The sequence below is a fragment of the Acinetobacter sp. UBA5934 genome (genome assembly GCF_002430855.1).
Lineage (GTDB): Bacteria > Pseudomonadota > Gammaproteobacteria > Pseudomonadales > Moraxellaceae > Acinetobacter.
In genome coordinates this window covers 1-16,603 of record NZ_DJDC01000041.1, presented here as the reverse complement: position 1 = coordinate 16,603, position 16,603 = coordinate 1, and the positions used below count along the sequence as shown (strand labels likewise).

Here is a 16,603-nt window from a genome sequence, read left to right as displayed (position 1 = left end):
CAAATGGTTTACAAACACGCAATTTCTACAGTTGTTCCTGCACGTAATCCACGTCCTACTGGTGCTCCTGCTGGTGCTCAAGGCGCTGGTGGCTTTGGTGGTGGTCAACCTCAAGGTGGCTTCGGCGGTCAAGGCGGCTTCGGTGGTCAAGGTGGCTTTGGCGGTCAAGGCGGCTTCGGTGGTCAAGGTGGTTTTGGTAGCCAAGGTGGTTTCGGCGGTCAGGCTGGTGGCTTCGGTGGCCAAGCTGGTGGCTTCGGTGGTCAAGGTGGCTTCGGTGGTCAAGGTGGCTTCGGTGGTCAATCAAACCCAGGCTTTGAAGGCGAAACAAAATTTGAAGATTCTCAAGACGACGAAAATAATCGTTAATTGTTGATTCTTAAAAGCCTCTCTTGATGAGAGGCTTTTTTTTATTTTAGAGTAAGCGAATTGATAGTATGAGCTTTCTTAAGGTTAATAAAAAACCAGTTGCCTAAACAACTGGTTTTTTTGGCTCAAATCATTTGAGAGTTATTTGTTTTTTTTACGGTCCAGGCTAGGGTCCTTGATTTCAACAAAAGCATTGCTGCGAATTTCACGTAACCAGCTATCAAGTTCAGCATCAAACTGGCGTTCACCTAAAATCTGACGAGCCATACGCTGCTGATATTCACGCGTCATATCTTGTTGGCGTGTATCAGTCACTTGAAGAATGTGCCAGCCAAATTGGGTCTGGAAAGGCGCACTGATTTGACCTGTAGGGGTATTCTTCATTTGTGCCTCGAACTCAGGCACCATGACACCCGGGCTCACCCAGCCTAAACTGCCGCCATCACGAGCAGAACCGGGATCATTGGAAAAAGTTGAGGCCAATACGGCAAAATCTTCACCCGCTTTTAAACGGTTGTAGATGCTGTCGATTTGTTGTTTGGCATTTTCCGGACTAACAACTTCAGAAGGCTGAATCAGAATGTGACGTACCTGATATTGCGAGACAATCGCTTTTTGCTCGCCACCTTTGCGTTCAATCAATTTTAAAACATGAATGCCATCACGAACAGGAATCAGGTCTGTAGTCTGACCTGCTTGCAGCGTGCTTACCCGGGCAGCCAATTCAGCAGGAATGTCAGACAGGCTTCTAAAGCCCATATCCGCACTTTCTACCTTCACAGTGTTGGTGGTAAATTTTTGATCAATTGCTTTAATATCATTGCTGCTATTCAGTTCAGCTTTGACCAGTTTTGCTGTTTTTTCTAATGCTGCTTGATCACTACCCGATACACGAACATGAATAACGTGCGCCTGGCTGCCTAAAGCGGCTTGACCTTGCGGAGTTTTCAGGAAGTTTTCCACATCCTGATCACTAATTTTAATGCGGGACATCACAATTTGTTGACGCAGGCGATTAATCGCTAAATCTTCTGCAATACGGTTACGCAAGGATTCATAGGTTCCTGGTGCAATAGCATCTAGCTTTTGCTGAAATGCTTCTAAACTCTTGCTGCCAGATTGGCCGGCGACCTTCAGCACGGCTTCATTCAGTTCTTTTTCATTCGGTTTGATATTGTAGCGTTTCACTTGTTCAAGCTGCGCCTGACGGATAATCAGCTGGTCAAGGGCCTGTTGCTGTAAGTACTGTTCTGGTGGAACGGGTTTTTTTTGTGCTTCAAGTTGATGTTTGATTTCAGCAATACTTTGTTCTAAATCACTTTTTAAAATGACACTGTTATCAACCAAGGCCACCACTTCGTCTGAGGGTTGCGCAAATGTAGTCATTGATGAAGATAGGGCTAAAGCAAGAGCAGTCGCTTTAAAAAAATGTTTTAACTGTTTTGTCTTCATTAACGTTGTGTCCAAGATTGATTAATATTATTGAAACCTAGAATACGGTTTTCTAGTAAAGATGAAAGCTTGTTGTTGAAGCCGCCTAAACCTTTCAGGCTAATTTCAGCCATAATGGCACGTTTTGGCGAAACGCCTTCATCATTCACATTGTCCAGGTCATTATAGTAAGAACGGCCATAGACCGAAATGCCCCAGCAACATGACTCATAATTTACACCGAGCAAATACTCGCGAGCGACATTATTGTCCAGATCATACTGGGCGTGACCTAAAATACGCCAGTTATTTGCTACAGGCTGAATGAATGAGGCGACAACCTGGTCATACTGGTCTTGGCGGTTGGGAATGTCTTTGCGATAGAAATAACCCAAGTTATAAAGGTTACCCTGATTGCCGGTGTAATACAGTTGCAGATCGCGCTGTGCATTGTCACCATTTGACATCCAGGCAGAATTTGCGCCAATGGTAAAGTTCTGTGATAGCTGACTCGATACGCTTAAAATAGGACCGGTACGGCGTTCAGTATCAAACTGGTCAGTTTCATTTTCTAGCGTTACCCGGCGGTCTTCAAAAAAGAAGCTTTGACCCACGCTGGTTTTTAAGCGTTCCAAACCAATTTCATCAAATAAGCTATAACTTAGACCTAAAGATAAGAAATTATTATCTTCTAAACGGTCATGTCCGTAGAAGCGACGAGAATTAAATAGCTGATCGTAATTGATGGACGCAGGAGCCGAGTCAAAGTTTGGATGCCCATCCTGATTTTCATAGGGCGCATAGGCATAGAAGGCGCGAGGAGTAAGCGTTTGTAGATACTTGCCTTCTTTTTCAAAAATTAAACCTGTGTCTAAAGTGAATTCAGGGATGGTAACGGATTGATTTTCACTTGAAGAATTGGTCTGGCTTTGTTGATTAATCACTTGTTGAGTGGCTTTATCATAGAAAGTATTTACATTACGTAGTGATACTTCAGGAATGACAAATGACCAGGGATTACGATAGTTGTAACGTACCGAAAAATCATTATAAATTCGGGTGCCGCTTGGTTCGTAAGAGGTATTGTTCGTTAAATTGGCAACATTAATATCTTTTTTGAAATAAGCCGTATCATGGTCAAATTCGAACTGTAAGCCTTGCGGGTCACCAGCGGTATAGTTGAGTAAAAATTGTGGCAAACGTGCGTAAGGACGATCCTGATCGGAAACGGATTTGTCGACAGTCTGGAAATCTTCTACTTTTAACTGGGCTCTAAGACCGGGAATGCCGTTGCCGTAATTAAGTTCCCAGGCACGGCGCAAGTTTAGCGTGGTTTTAGAATTTGGGTTGTTATTTAAATCGGAAAAATAGTCTTTATCTGAAACGTAGTTGTATTCAAGATTGGTTGAAAACTGATTGTTAATTTGCCAGTTATGTAAAAATTGTAAAGCTTTACGGTCTTGGTCGTTATATTCGCCATCTGAAGCTAAATAACCGCCCCAAAACATACCAGAGCCGAAATTTTCCGTTAAATAGCGGAATTCGCCTTCAAGCATTGCACCGCGGCTGGCTATATACCGTGGCGTGACGGTCGCATCGTAATTAGGTGCCAGGTTTAAATAAACAGGGACAGCAAGCTCTAAACCACCATCATTCGAAAAGCCGAAACTTGGGGTTAAAATACCTGTGGTACGGCGGTCATCAATCGGGAAGTTGAAATAAGGCACGGCAAGGACTGGAACTTCTTTGACATAGAGTTTGGTGCCGCGTGTTTCACCGCGTCCGCTTTCCTTGTTTAAGGTAATTTTATCTGCCTGAATTTTCCAGCCTGGCTTTTCATCGGGTGGACAGGTGGTGTAGGTGGCATTGTTCATCACCACAATATTTTCAGCAGTACGTGCTATTTTTTCTGCACGGCCATGCGCATGCTGCTCTTCAGAAATATAGAAGCTGTTATTTAAATCGCCTTGCTGGGTCTTTAAGTTGTAATTGATCTGGTCACTTTGTGACAGCAAGCCCGCTTGTGCCATTTGCACACGACCTTGTGCATTGGCATAGGTCTGAGTTTGGTCGATGGTAATTTTATCAGCGCGAATTTGTCGACCTTGTTGGTCAATCAATACATTGCCTTCAAGAACTGAATCACCACTCGGATCATAATGACCATAATCCGCAGTTACTGTAGAGGTGGCATTTTCTGGATCTACAGCTTTAGTCTCTGGGCTAATCGGGGTAATCCAGGCACCTTGACAGTAAGCAGAGCTTAAATACTGTCCTTGGCGTTGTTGAGCTTCCGGTGCTGATTTATCAACATAGTATTGTTCAAAAAATTGTTGTCCAGGATACGACTCCTGGATACTGTCTTTCATTTTTTGGTTGTCGACAGTCGAAGCTGGAATTGTGGATTCAGCATAGCTTGAGATCGAGCTGCCACATAAAAGGGTCAAAATAGCAGTCGCTAAAGGATTAAATTTAAACTGATGCTTCATTTGTATCATTAACCAAGTATGCTTAATCGCAATTAATTATCCTCGCATCATAGAGAAAAAGTTGATAAGTGGCTACACTTAGCACTTTAAAAACTCAGCCTGTATTAGAATTTATCGCAAATGAATACACAACGTGAACAATTGATACAAACATGGATTACATCTGTACTTGGTTCAGATCAATTTGAGACTCATTTTTTGGCAGGCGATGCAAGCTTCCGTCGTTATGCACGAATCAAATTGAATAATAAAACATTTATGCTTATGGATGCACCACCAGAAAAAGAAGATTGTGGGCCTTTTGTGACGATCGATGAATTTTTTGATAAGAATGGTGTGCGGGTACCGCATATTGTTGCCAAAGACCTGGAACTCGGCTTCCTGTTGTTGGAAGATTTTGGCGATGTTCTACTCTCGACATTGCTAAATGAGCAAACGGTAGACAGTTATTATGAGCAAAGTTTCAAACAGCTGATTCAATTACAAGCGATTGATGGAACAAATCATTTTCCGAATTATTCCTATGAAAAGCTGATTTCTGAAATGGAGCTGCTGACTGGCTGGATGCTGCCTTCGCTGCACATTCAACCGACAGCAGAGGAAAGTGCCTTAATCAAGCGCAGTTTTGCCATTTTAGCCAACGCTGCACTGGCACAGCCGCAAGTCATTGTGCATCGTGATTTTCATAGTCGTAACCTGATGAAAATTGAAGGTGAAACTGATCTGGGCGTGATTGATTTTCAGGATGCTGTGATTGGCGCCGATACCTATGACCTGATTTCAATTACCCGTGATGCCTATGTGCAGTGGAATGCAGATCGCGTTTATACATGGTTTAAAACCTTCTATGACCTGTTGCCTGAATCTGCAAAGCAGGATCGCGATTTTGAACAGTTTAAAAAAGATGCCGACATGATGGCGATTCAGCGTCATATTAAAATTTTGGGCATTTTTGTGCGTCTGTTTGAGCGTGATGGCAAATCAGGTTATCTCAAGGATTTACCACGTGTGATGTGGTATTTACTAGAAGAAAGCAAGCCTTATGCAGAACTACAACCGTTTATGCAGTTTATTCAGGCTAAAGTCATGCCGAAATTTGAAGCCAAATACGGACGTTATGAGGTTGCTGCATAAATGAAAGCCATGATTCTTGCTGCGGGACTCGGTAACCGCATGCGTCCACTGACTCTGCATACGCCAAAACCCTTGCTGGAAGTGGGTGGAAAACCACTGATTGTCTGGCATATTGAAAAATTGCAAAAGATTGGTGTTACTGAGATTGTGATCAATACGGCCTGGTTAGGTGAAAAGCTGGCCCAGGCTTTGGGTGATGGTTCAGCGTTTGGCGTCAAAATCTTGTGGTCACATGAAGGTGAAGGGTTGGAAACTGCAGGTGGTATTATTAATGCCTTACCGCTTTTAGGGGAGCAGCCATTTATTCTGGTGAATGGTGATGTCTGGACCACCATGGATTTTGCCCCTTTATTAAAGGTGAAATTACAGGATGAACTTGCTCATCTGGTTCTGGTGGATAACCCAGCGCAGCATCCGGAGGGTGACTTTATTCTGGCGAATGGTCGAGCATATACCTTTGATCAAGCGCATCCGGGTGAAGCCCTGACTTATAGTGGAGTTGCAGTGATTCATCCTAAAATATTTAAAGGCTTGGAAAACGGCAAACGACCACTTGCACCGTTGTTAAAACAAGCGATGCTTGAGCAGCAAATTTCTGCTTCTAAAATGCAGGGTGTTTGGGTGGATGTTGGCACTCCTGAGCGATTAAATGTACTGGATCAACAAATTAAGCAGGGCTTGTATAACTAAGTGAATATTCACTAAGCACAAGCTACTGTGACTTATTGTATAAATCGGTATACTTCCATTAACTTTTCGAGACGTTTTTGAATATGCACCAGTTTTTCAAAGAACTTAAGCAGGGTAGTCAAGCTTTGGGTTTGGAGCTAAGCGATGAAGCTTTAAATTTATTACTCCAATACCAGGATGCTTTGGTGCTGTGGAATAAAGCATATAACTTGACCGCCATTCGTGATCCAAAAGAAATGCTGGTGAAGCATTTGCTGGATAGCTTGAGTATTTTGAAAGATTTACCTCAAGGCCGTTTGCTGGACATCGGGACAGGCGGAGGTATGCCGGGCATGATCATTGCATTATGTCAGCCTGAGCGTCAGTGTGTATTGCTGGATTCCAATGGCAAAAAGATTCGCTTCCTGAAACAGTTTATTGCCGATCTAAAATTACCAAATGCGATTGCTGTTCAAACGCGTGTTGAAAATGAAGAAAGCATTCAGGAATTGGGTCAGTTCGATGTCATTACCAGTCGTGCATTTGCCTCTTTAACCGATTTTGTTGCCGCTTCTAAACCTTTTATGCATGAGCACAGTATTATTGCTTCAATGAAAGGATTAATTCCAGCGGATGAAATTGAGACTTTAAAAAATGAATTCAGTTGTGAGATTATTGAACTTAAAGTTCCGCGTTTAGACGAACAACGTCACTTGCTTTTATTGAAACATATTTAAATTTTTGAAGGATTGGGGTCACCATGGCACAAATTATTGCGATTGCGAACCAAAAAGGTGGCGTAGGTAAAACCACAACCGCAGTAAATTTGGCAGCATCGTTAGCTGTTTTGAAAAAGCGCGTTTTACTTGTGGATATGGATTCACAAGGCAACGCCACGATGGGGTCTGGTATCCAGAAAAATGATCTTCTGTATTCGGTCACTGATGTGTTATTGGGTGAAGTGCCGATTGAAACTGCAATTAGCAAAGCAGAAGTGGGTTATAAGGTTCTCGGGGCGAACCGCGATTTGGCCGGTGTGGAACTTGCGATTGCCGAACAGGATGGTCGCGAATATATTTTACGTGAAGCATTGCAAGAAATAGAATCTTCTTTTGATTATATTATTGTGGACTGTGCGCCCAGCTTGAGTCTGATTACGGTGAATGCTCTGGCGGCCGTGCAAGGCGTTTTGATTCCGATGCAATGTGAATACTATGCGCTGGAAGGTCTGGCTGATCTAACCCAAACGATTGACCGTATTCAGCAGGCGCTGAACCCGGATCTGCAAATCGTGGGTGTGCTGCGCACCATGTACGATGCGCGTAATGCTTTAACCCGTGATGTGTCGGAAGAGCTAGAACAGTATTTTGGTAAAAAACTCTATGCTACGGTGATTCCGCGTAATGTACGTTTGGCTGAAGCACCTGCACATGGTTTGCCGATTATCTATTTTGAGAAAAGCTCGAAGGGCGCAGTTGCTTACCTGAATCTGGCGGCTGAAATGTTAAAGAAAAGCAAAGTGAAAAAAGGAAGTAACGCATGACCACAAAAAAACGCGGACTAGCTAAAGGTCGTGGTCTGGATGCCTTGCTTGGGTCGATCCAGAAAGAAAAATTACAAATGGAAGCTCAAGCTTTAGATCATGGTCAGCTCAAACAGATTGATGTTCATTTATTAAAACGCGGTGAATATCAACCGCGCCGTTTTATTCATGAACACGATCTTCAAGAACTTGCCGCGTCGATTGAAAAGCATGGGGTGATGCAGCCGATTGTGATTCGTCCGATCGATGATGAAAAATTTCCCTATGAAATTATTGCCGGTGAGCGTCGCTGGCGTGCAGCCCAACTGGCGGGTTTAACTGAAGTTCCTGCAATTGTTCGTGATTTGAATGATCAGGTGGCGATTGCGCTGGCTTTGATTGAAAATATACAGCGTCAGGATTTAAACCCGATTGATCAGGCCATGGCATTACAGCGTTTTCATGAGGAATTCGGTTTAAGTCATCAGGAAGTTGCCGATACCGTGGGTAAGGCGCGTACCACGGTCAGCAATTTATTGCGTTTGTTGACGCTGGCTGAATCGGTAAAAGACTTCATGCAGCAAGGTTTGCTGGATATGGGACATGCACGTGCCATTCTGACCTTAAAAGCCAAAGACCAGCTTAAAGTTGCAGAGCATGTGATTGAAAAAAGTTTATCTGTACGCCAAACCGAACAGCTGGTGCGCGATTTAAATACGCCAAAACAAGAAAAACCAAAAGCTGAAGTTGCGCCAGATATTCAGCAATTGACGCAGCGTTTGGCAGAGCGTTTTAGTGCAGATGTAAAAATTGATCATAATAAACAAGGCAAGGGAAAACTCGTCATTCAATATCATTCCCTTGACGAATTAGACGGTATATTAAATATTTGTTTCGCAGAATAATTTTTTGTTTTTATTGGGGAAAAACAGATGTGGGAATTAGTCAAAGCGGGTGGGTGGCTTATGCTGCCCCTGGTGCTGTGTTCAATTTTTACCGTAGCAATAACGATTGAACGCTTTATTCGGTTAAAAAGAACAATGATTTTGCCTAAGACATTGCTGCTAAATCCAGCGCAAAATACCGATGTGGTGATCCAGCAGTTACAGCAGGATCAAGCGTTGCAAAGCAGTACTTTGGGGCGCATTTTTATGGCGGGTTACCAAAGTAAAAATCAAAATGAACAATTTGCCCGTGCGCAAATGGAAACGACTGCATCACAAGAAATTGGCTATCTGGAAAAAAATATCAACTTCTTGGGAACCTTAAGTGCAGTCGCGCCACTTTTGGGTTTGTTGGGTACGGTTCTGGGGATTATTGAATCTTTCTTGGTAATTGATTTAGGTACTAATAGCAATCCTACCTTAATGATTCCCGGTATTTCAAAAGCGTTGATCACCACAGCAGCAGGGATGTTTATTGCTATTCCGGCCCTGTTTGCCTATCGCTATTTTCAGCGTTTGGTGCAAGAGTATATTGCAGAGCTTGAACAGCAATCAACCTTATTCCATGCGGCACTTTTCTATCAAAATTCTACTGCCGAAGAACAAGAAGTTAGAAAAGCAGGTTAAGGTGGTGGAAAATGAAATTCAAACGCACACAAGTTGAAGATATCCATATTAATTTAACACCCATGATTGACTGTTTGCTGTTTATCCTGGTTTTTTTACTGTTATCCACCACATTCAACCAGTTTAGTCGCATGAATTTAACCTTGCCGGATGCACAAGGCGTACCACCTAAACAATATGATCGTAAAATTGAAGTAGTGGTTGATTCATCTGGGCATTACTCTATTAATGGGCAATCGATTGCGAGCAAGGATCTTGTAGATTTAAGTACCGCAATTAAACAGATTTCCAGTGATCGACGTGATTTAATGTTTGTTATTGCTGCTGATGCTAAAGCAACACATCAGGATGTGATTCGCGTGATGGATGTAGCAGGGCAGTTAGGTTTTGTTAACGTTAATATTAGTACCAAAGTTCCGTCTAGAGGTTATGAGTGAAGCAAGATTTTAAAGTCTACCTGCGTCTTTTAGGGTATCTGAAACCTTTTTGGGGTGTAGCGATATTGGTTTTTATTGGTTTTGCAATCAGTGCGGCAACGGAAGTATCTATTGCAAAATTATTAGAAAAAATCATCACTGCCATCCAGCATAGAGATCAGGGCTTTACTTCTATATTTCCTATTCTGGTTATTTTACTGATGTTTTTCCGTGGATTGGGTTCTTTTATCGGCGGATATTATACGGCAGTCATTTCCCGTAATCTGGTCTTTAATATTCGTCAGGAAGTTTTTGCGAAACTGCTTAAGCTTCCATCGCAATATTATCTGGACAATACCAGTGGTCATATCACTGCCAAAATCATGTATAACGTGGAGCAATTAACAGCAGCTTCATCAGAATCACTGAAAACTATTGTGCAACAAGGTTTGATTACCCTTGGATTGTTCGGCTACTTGTTATATAGCAATTGGCGACTGACTCTGATTATTCTGATTTTTGCTCCGCTGATGGGCTTTCTGGTTCGTCAAGCATCAAAACGTATGCGTAAATTATCTTTGCAAGTTCAGGATACCATGGGAGATGTTAATCATGTGGTGCAAGAAACGGTAAATGGCAATTTAGTGGTCAAGGGTTTTGGTGGGCAAGAGTATGAGCAAACCCGTTTCAAAGATCACTCGCTTGAAAACTTAAAACGTGGTTTGAAAATGGTGGTGGTGCAGCAACTGAATAGCCCTGTTGTACAATTCATTATGTCGATTGCAATGGGTATCATTATCTGGATTGCGTTACGACCAGAAATTTTACGTGATACCAGTGCAGGTGAGTTTGTTGCATACATTACAGCCGCGGGTATGTTAAGTAAGCCGATTAAGGCATTAACCGATATCAATGAAAAATTGCAACGTGGTATGGCGGCAGCACATTCAGTTTTTGAATTGCTCGATTTACCTGAAGAGCAAAATACAGGAACTTTAACTCCAGTACTTAAAGGTAATATTCAATTCCAAGATGTGAATCTAATTTATTCCGATGGTCATCAAGCAATTCATGATTTTAACTTGAATGTCAAGGCTGGCGAAACAATTGCATTGGTGGGTCGTTCCGGGGCAGGCAAAACATCTTTAGTGAATCTGTTGGTGCGTTTTCAGGAAGCGAGTTCAGGTCATATGTATTTGGATCAGCACAATATTCGAGATCTGGATATGAATACTTTGCGAACTCAGATTGCCATGGTGAATCAGCAAGTGGTGCTATTTAATCGTACTGTGCGCGAAAATATCGCCTATGGGCAGCTTGAAAGTGCGACTGATGCAGACATCATTGCAGCAGCGAAAGCAGCTTATGCACATGATTTTATTATGGCTTTGCCACAAGGTTACGATACTCCATTAGGTGCACAAGGGTTAAATCTTTCGGGCGGACAGCGCCAGCGTATTGCCATTGCACGTGCCATTTTGAAAAATGCACCGATCCTGATTCTGGACGAAGCGACCAGTGCGCTGGATAATGAATCAGAATATTTTATCCAGAAAGCATTTGATGCAGCTATGCAAGACCGAACCACCATTGTCATTGCGCATCGTTTATCTACCATTGAAAATGCGGATCGTATTGTGGTGATGGATCACGGTAGTATTGTCGAGCAAGGTACGCATGCAGAGTTGATTGCCAAACATGGTGCTTACTATCAATTACATCAGCGTAATTTCGAGGAACATTGATCTATGTCATTCGCACAATTGATTCAGGATGCTTGGAATAAACAGGCCAAGTGGTTGATTGTGCTTAGACCTTTGTCATGGATTTATCGTGGTGGTTTTTTACTGAATAAAAAACTCTACCAATTGGGCCTAAAAACCAGTTATCAATCTCCAGTTCCGGTGATGGTGATTGGTAATATTACGGTCGGTGGCAGTGGTAAAACACCGCTGCTGATTCAGTTGGTCAATTATCTACAAAGTCAAAATGTTCGTGTCGGCGTGATTAGTCGCGGCTATGGGGGGAAAGGACCTTTTCCTGCTTATGTTGATTTGGAGTCGATGCCGGAGACTGTGGGGGATGAACCCTGCCTGATTGTTCAGTCTACGGGTGTGCCCATGGTGGTGGGTTCCAACCGTCAGCGTAGTATTGAATATTTGTTGTCTAAGCATGAGCTAGATTTAATTATCAGTGATGATGGTTTGCAGCACTGGGCCTTAGAACGCCAGATTGAGTGGATTGTGCTGGATCAGAATCGTGGTTTAGGTAATCAAAAGTTATTGCCTGAAGGATATTTACGCGAACCGCCGAGCCGCTTAACCACAGCTACTGTCATTGAGCATGCCAGTCAGCCAAACTCTGCACTGCATATGCATTTAGAAGTTGCTGCGCCTTATTTGCTCAATGCAATGGATGAAAGATCTTTTAATCCGACGGATAATTTTTATGCCGTGGTCGGTATTGGTTTTCCACAGCGTTTTTATAGCACTTTAGACTCTATGGGTATTCATCAATTTCAGTGCCATGAATTTCCTGATCATTATGATTATGAAATTACGGATCTACAGTTTGAAGATAATAATCCCATCATTACCACAGAAAAAGATGCGGTAAAATTGCTGCCCTTATTAAAGCAAAATGCAGATTTTAAACGGGAAATCTGGGTGGTTCCTGTTGAAGCGGTACTTTCACCACAATGCTATGATGTTTTGCATCAACAGTTACAGCAACTTTGTATTCAAATTTCTTAAGGTTCATTGTTTATGAAACATATTGTTATTCCAGCACGTTTTGCCAGTTCACGTTTGCCGGGCAAACCGCTATTGGAAATTCATGGCCGTCCGATGATTTTGCGTGTAGTAGATCAGGCAAAAAAAGTGGCTGGGTTTGATGATCTATGTGTTGCAACCGATGATGAGCGTATTGCAGAAGTTTGCCGTGCAGAAGGTGTGGATGTTGTCATTACAAGTGCAGATCATCCTTCTGGCACAGACCGTTTAAGTGAAGTTGCCCGCATTAAAGGTTGGGCGAGTGAAGACATTATCGTCAATGTACAAGGGGATGAACCCTTGCTTCCAGCTCAATTGGTGCAGCAGGTGGCGCAATTACTGGAATCCCATCCACGATCCTCCATGTCGACCTTATGTGAGCCGATTCATAGTCTGGAAGAGTTTCAGCGCGACAGTATTGTAAAAGTGGTGATGTCCAAATATAACCAGGCGCTGTACTTTAGCCGTGCCACCATTCCTTATGACCGTGATGGTGCCAAGCAAGCGGTTCAGCAATTGCATGAGCAGGCATATCGCCATTTAGGTTTGTACGCTTACCGTGTGAATTTGCTGCAAGAATATGTATCTTGGGATATGGGCGTATTGGAAAAACTAGAAAGTTTGGAGCAATTACGGGTGCTGGAAAATGGTCATCGTATTGCAATTGCTATTGCAGAAGCGAACTTGCCGCCGGGTGTAGATACGCAGGCAGATCTGGATCGTCTGAATCAAATGGACGTTTCTTGCTTCGAATAAGGTGAATTCTCCAATGCAAAATAATGTTGTTGCACAAGTTTACCCATGGCAGCAAACGGTTTGGGATACCTTGACCGGCCGCTTTCCCAAACTCGGTCATGGCCTGCTTTTTTATGGTAAAAAAGGCTGTGGTAAGGAAGCTTTTGCACAATATTTTTTGGCCTGGGTGTTATGCAACAATCGTCATGAAAAAAATGCACCCTGTGGTGAATGCGGCAGTTGTTTGTGGTTAAAGTCTGATACCCATCCCAATTATGTCTATATCAGCACGGATGAAGACAACAAAAAGCAAAATGCCAAAATCAAGGTTGAAAAAATTCGTGATTTATTGCCTTTTGTTCAGCAAACGGTAGATGGCTGGCGTGTCATCGTGATTGAGCCGGCTGAAGCCTTAAATATTGCTTCAGCCAATGCATTACTGAAAACCCTCGAAGAACCCGGTGATCGTGTGGTGATTATTTTATTGGCCGATCATTATCTAAAACTTCCTGCGACTATTCGCAGTCGTTTGCAACATTTTGCTTTGGATCGGATATCTGAAGCTCAAGCAGGTGAGTACTTATCTCAACAGTTACCTGACCTGGATCAAACACAAAAACAGTTATTAATGAGCCTGTCTAACCAGATGCCTTTACAAGCCATGCAATTGGCGGAAGCTGAATGGTTGAGTAAACGGCAAGAATTTTTAACGGACTGGCAAAAACTGGTCACGCAAAAAAATATGCCCATGACCATTGCAACGAAGTGGAACAAGGCCCTGAGTTTTAGCGATTTTTCGCAAATGTTTGAATACTTGTTGTCAGATTTAATTTGTGTCAAGCTCAATCAGCAAGTTAAAAACTCGGATTTGGACTTGAGCGGATTATCAGAACAATATACTTTAGAATTTCTATTTACGGTTTATTCTGATTTGCAGCAAACTAAACAATATATTGAGCAAAACGTACAAAGCAATTTGGTGCTTGATCAATTGTGTATAAAACTAATGAACGTTTAAAAATTTTTAAGGGGGAATAAAAATGCAACCACGTATGGGCGGTATTATTCAGGCCAATATTCCGGATATTGAAACGTTATTTGCCAGTTATATGCCATATGTTGTAGGTGGTGGACTTTTTATTCCTTCCAAGCAGTCAGTAAAATTAGGTGAAGAAGTTTTTGTTCTGACGACTTTACCTGAACAGACGCAGAAAATTCCATTAACCGGAAAAGTAATCTGGATATCTCAAAAGCAGAATGGCATCAAGCCACAAGGTTTTGGGATTCAGCTCACCGGTGAAAAAGGCGTTTTCTTCAAAAATGAAGCAGATCGTCTGGTTGCGGGTCTTAAATCTGATGGACGTAAAAGTTACACTATGTAGTTAATTTACCTTCGGTAGGAACTCATTGTGTTTGTAGATACTCACTGCCATTTAACCATGCTGGATTTAACCCCTTACGATGGTAATCTGGATCTGGCATTAGCTCAGGCGCGTGAAGCTGGGGTATCCAAATTCATGACCATCTCGGTTGATCTGGACGATCATATCGAACTTGCGAAAATTGCAGCACGTCATGCTGATGTCGGATACAGCGTCGGTGTCCATCCCTGTGAAGATCCGGCGACCATGGCACGTGCCACTACGGATTATTTAATTGAGCTGGCGCAGCCTGAAAAAGTGTGGGCAATTGGAGAAACCGGTCTAGATTATTTTCACAGTACCGATTTCATTGCTGAGCAGAAACAATGTTTTGCACGGCATATCCATGCCTCTCAGGCTGTAAAAAAACCGGTGGTGGTACATACCCGCGCTGCCAAGCAGGATACGGTAGATATCATTCGGGCTGAAAAATCGACGCATGGTATTTTACACTGTTTTACTGAAGATTGGGAAACTGCTAAAGCTGTACTGGATTGTGGTTATTATGTGTCATTTTCCGGAATCGTTTCGTTTAAAAATGCTCAGGATTTACGTGATGTGGTAAAACAGGTACCACTGGACCGGGTGTTGATTGAAACCGACAGTCCTTATCTGGCTCCAGTTCCGTATAGAGGAAAGTCTAATGAACCAAAATACGTTCCCTATGTAGCCAAAGCCTTAAGTGATGTATATGATAAGTCCGTTGAGGAAATCGCTTTCATTACAATGCAGAACTTTGAAAACCTCCTCAATTTAAAGTAAATAATTTAAATTGATATAAGCGCAGAAGAGAATTACAGAGTGAAGATGGACCGTCAGGCTCAGTTTCGAGCAAGAGAAGCGTTAATTTTTCAGGTTGCAGAGCAGCTGCTGTTAGAAAATGGCGAATCAGGGATGACGCTAGATGCGTTGGCAGCAGAACTCGATCTGGCGAAGGGAACTCTATATAAACATTTCCAAAGTAAGGATGAGCTTTACATGTTGCTCATTATTCGTAATGAGAACATGTTACTCGAGATGATCAAAGATGCCCAGAAAGCCTTCCCGGAGCATCTGGCATTCTTTATGCTGCACCATCTACATCATCCTGAGCGCACAGTACTGTTCCACCAAATTGAAGAACGTCTTTCTACCACCGGTATAGGGATCAATCTTTTATTTAGTGAACTGTATCAGGTCAGAAAACAGCGTTTGCGCATTATTATCCGTATGACTGAAAGCTATCTGGAAAGTATTCAAAGCAGCATGTCGACACGTGATTATCTGGCATCGATCTGGGCCTTGACGCATGGTGCGGCAGCTATTCTGAATTCCAGTTTTTACCAGCGCTATTTGGGTTCACGTGACACATTACGCGTGGCTTATATTGATCAGGCCTTGGCAATGCCCAAACAGGTCGGTTCTGCGGAACAGTTTGCTTAAAGGTATGCCATGAAGCCAATCCGATCATTTTCAATTCGTGGTTTTACCTTGATCGAGTTGATGGTGGTCATCGTGATTATGGCAATCATGGCATCTTTAATCCTGACCAATATTAACGGGGTAGACCAGCGTAAAGCCATGCAGGCACGGGAAGTGTTTATTATGGATTTACATAGGATTAACCGTGAAGCCAATGACCAGGCACGGATTTTTGCCCTGAATGTACAAGCTGCCACGGATGTATCACCGTTTCATTATGGGGTGATGGAATTTTTGGTGCCATCCCTGCAAAATAAACAAAATTCCACTCTCACTGAAAATAAAAAATGGCAGGAATATTCAGAATTTTCTGAGCGTGCTTTACCTGAGCAGGTTTCATTCAGTATTACTGCGCTCGATCATCGCCAGGAAAATGCCAATAATGACGATTTGCTGAATTCGAATGCCCCTAAATTGGTATGGCTGGGTAATGGTGAAGCCAAACCTGTACGTATTCAATTTTATTTCGAGCAGCGCCCGATTGGTGAAGAAATCGAGATTGATCATTTGGGTAAAATCAATGCAAGTTAAATACTCAAAGCATCACTGTAATTCAGATACAACCTTCGGGGTTTCTTGCGTGACAATGCCGCTCAGGTCGAGTATTACTCGACTTA

18 protein-coding genes are annotated in these 16,603 nt (G+C 42.6%); 16 read left to right on the top strand and 2 right to left on the bottom strand.

Going from position 1 to position 16,603, the window contains the following annotated elements; genetic code table 11:
• A partial coding sequence (locus tag B2Y23_RS03000; protein WP_291368930.1) for an RNA chaperone Hfq occupies positions 1-366 on the top strand: 366 nt, incomplete at its 5' end.
• Positions 367-507: 141 nt separating this feature from the next.
• Here B2Y23_RS03000 and B2Y23_RS02995 read toward each other — a convergent pair.
• Positions 508-1,818: a peptidylprolyl isomerase gene (locus tag B2Y23_RS02995; RefSeq protein WP_291368928.1), complete on the bottom strand. Its 1,311-nt coding sequence runs from the start codon at positions 1,816-1,818 to the stop codon at positions 508-510.
• Positions 1,818-4,286, bottom strand: a complete 2,469-nt coding sequence (locus B2Y23_RS02990; protein ID WP_291368926.1) for an LPS-assembly protein LptD — start codon at positions 4,284-4,286, stop codon at positions 1,818-1,820. Before B2Y23_RS02990 ends, B2Y23_RS02995 begins: the two co-directional genes overlap by 1 nt.
• A 120-nt stretch (positions 4,287-4,406) precedes the next feature.
• On the opposite strand from B2Y23_RS02990, the gene B2Y23_RS02985 reads away from it, so the two are divergent.
• The 15 genes from B2Y23_RS02985 to B2Y23_RS02915 all read left to right on the top strand — a co-directional run bounded on the left by B2Y23_RS02985 (position 4,407) and on the right by B2Y23_RS02915 (position 16,517).
• Positions 4,407-5,420, top strand: coding sequence for an aminoglycoside phosphotransferase family protein (locus B2Y23_RS02985; protein WP_291356812.1), 1,014 nt, complete (start codon positions 4,407-4,409; stop codon positions 5,418-5,420).
• On the top strand, positions 5,421-6,110 hold the full coding sequence (gene murU, locus B2Y23_RS02980; protein WP_291368924.1) for an N-acetylmuramate alpha-1-phosphate uridylyltransferase MurU: 690 nt from the start codon (positions 5,421-5,423) through the stop codon (positions 6,108-6,110).
• Positions 6,111-6,193: 83 nt separating this feature from the next.
• Positions 6,194-6,826 carry a 16S rRNA (guanine(527)-N(7))-methyltransferase RsmG gene (gene rsmG / locus B2Y23_RS02975; protein ID WP_291356816.1) on the top strand — a complete coding sequence of 211 codons (633 nt, stop codon included), beginning with the start codon at positions 6,194-6,196 and terminating at the stop codon, positions 6,824-6,826.
• Between the two features lie 23 nt (positions 6,827-6,849).
• Positions 6,850-7,632: a ParA family protein gene (locus B2Y23_RS02970; protein WP_291368922.1), complete on the top strand. Its 783-nt coding sequence runs from the start codon at positions 6,850-6,852 to the stop codon at positions 7,630-7,632.
• On the top strand, positions 7,629-8,516 hold the full coding sequence (locus B2Y23_RS02965) for a ParB/RepB/Spo0J family partition protein (RefSeq protein WP_291368920.1): 888 nt from the start codon (positions 7,629-7,631) through the stop codon (positions 8,514-8,516). Before B2Y23_RS02970 ends, B2Y23_RS02965 begins: the two co-directional genes overlap by 4 nt.
• 27 nt (positions 8,517-8,543) lie before the next feature.
• A complete protein-coding gene (locus B2Y23_RS02960; RefSeq protein WP_291368918.1) occupies positions 8,544-9,182 on the top strand; it encodes a MotA/TolQ/ExbB proton channel family protein in 639 nt (212 codons plus the stop codon).
• Positions 9,183-9,193: 11 nt separating this feature from the next.
• Positions 9,194-9,619 (top strand): ExbD/TolR family protein, encoded by a 426-nt coding sequence (locus B2Y23_RS02955; protein WP_291356824.1) that lies wholly within the window; start codon positions 9,194-9,196, stop codon positions 9,617-9,619.
• Positions 9,616-11,343 (top strand): lipid A export permease/ATP-binding protein MsbA, encoded by a 1,728-nt coding sequence (gene msbA / locus B2Y23_RS02950; protein ID WP_291356826.1) that lies wholly within the window; start codon positions 9,616-9,618, stop codon positions 11,341-11,343. The genes B2Y23_RS02955 and msbA overlap by 4 nt, the downstream gene beginning before the upstream one ends.
• Before the next feature lie 3 nt (positions 11,344-11,346).
• Entirely contained in the window at positions 11,347-12,351 is a 1,005-nt protein-coding gene (gene lpxK, locus B2Y23_RS02945; protein WP_291356828.1) for a tetraacyldisaccharide 4'-kinase, read from the top strand.
• 12 nt (positions 12,352-12,363) lie between these two features.
• Entirely contained in the window at positions 12,364-13,125 is a 762-nt protein-coding gene (gene kdsB, locus B2Y23_RS02940; protein ID WP_291368916.1) for a 3-deoxy-manno-octulosonate cytidylyltransferase, read from the top strand.
• A gap of 13 nt (positions 13,126-13,138) precedes the next feature.
• Positions 13,139-14,122, top strand: coding sequence for a DNA polymerase III subunit delta' (locus B2Y23_RS02935; RefSeq protein ID WP_291368914.1), 984 nt, complete (start codon positions 13,139-13,141; stop codon positions 14,120-14,122).
• A gap of 22 nt (positions 14,123-14,144) precedes the next feature.
• Complete coding sequence (locus B2Y23_RS02930) at positions 14,145-14,486, top strand: PilZ domain-containing protein (protein ID WP_291368912.1); 342 nt, start codon at positions 14,145-14,147, stop codon at positions 14,484-14,486.
• A gap of 27 nt (positions 14,487-14,513) precedes the next feature.
• Positions 14,514-15,287: a TatD family hydrolase gene (locus tag B2Y23_RS02925; RefSeq protein WP_291368910.1), complete on the top strand. Its 774-nt coding sequence runs from the start codon at positions 14,514-14,516 to the stop codon at positions 15,285-15,287.
• A gap of 45 nt (positions 15,288-15,332) precedes the next feature.
• Entirely contained in the window at positions 15,333-15,947 is a 615-nt protein-coding gene (locus B2Y23_RS02920) for a TetR/AcrR family transcriptional regulator (RefSeq protein WP_291368954.1), read from the top strand.
• A 9-nt stretch (positions 15,948-15,956) separates the two neighbouring features.
• The gene (locus B2Y23_RS02915) at positions 15,957-16,517 is read left to right on the top strand and encodes a prepilin-type N-terminal cleavage/methylation domain-containing protein (RefSeq protein WP_291368908.1); all 561 of its coding nucleotides are present in this window, start codon (positions 15,957-15,959) and stop codon (positions 16,515-16,517) included.
• Positions 16,518-16,603: the final 86 nt, after the last annotated feature.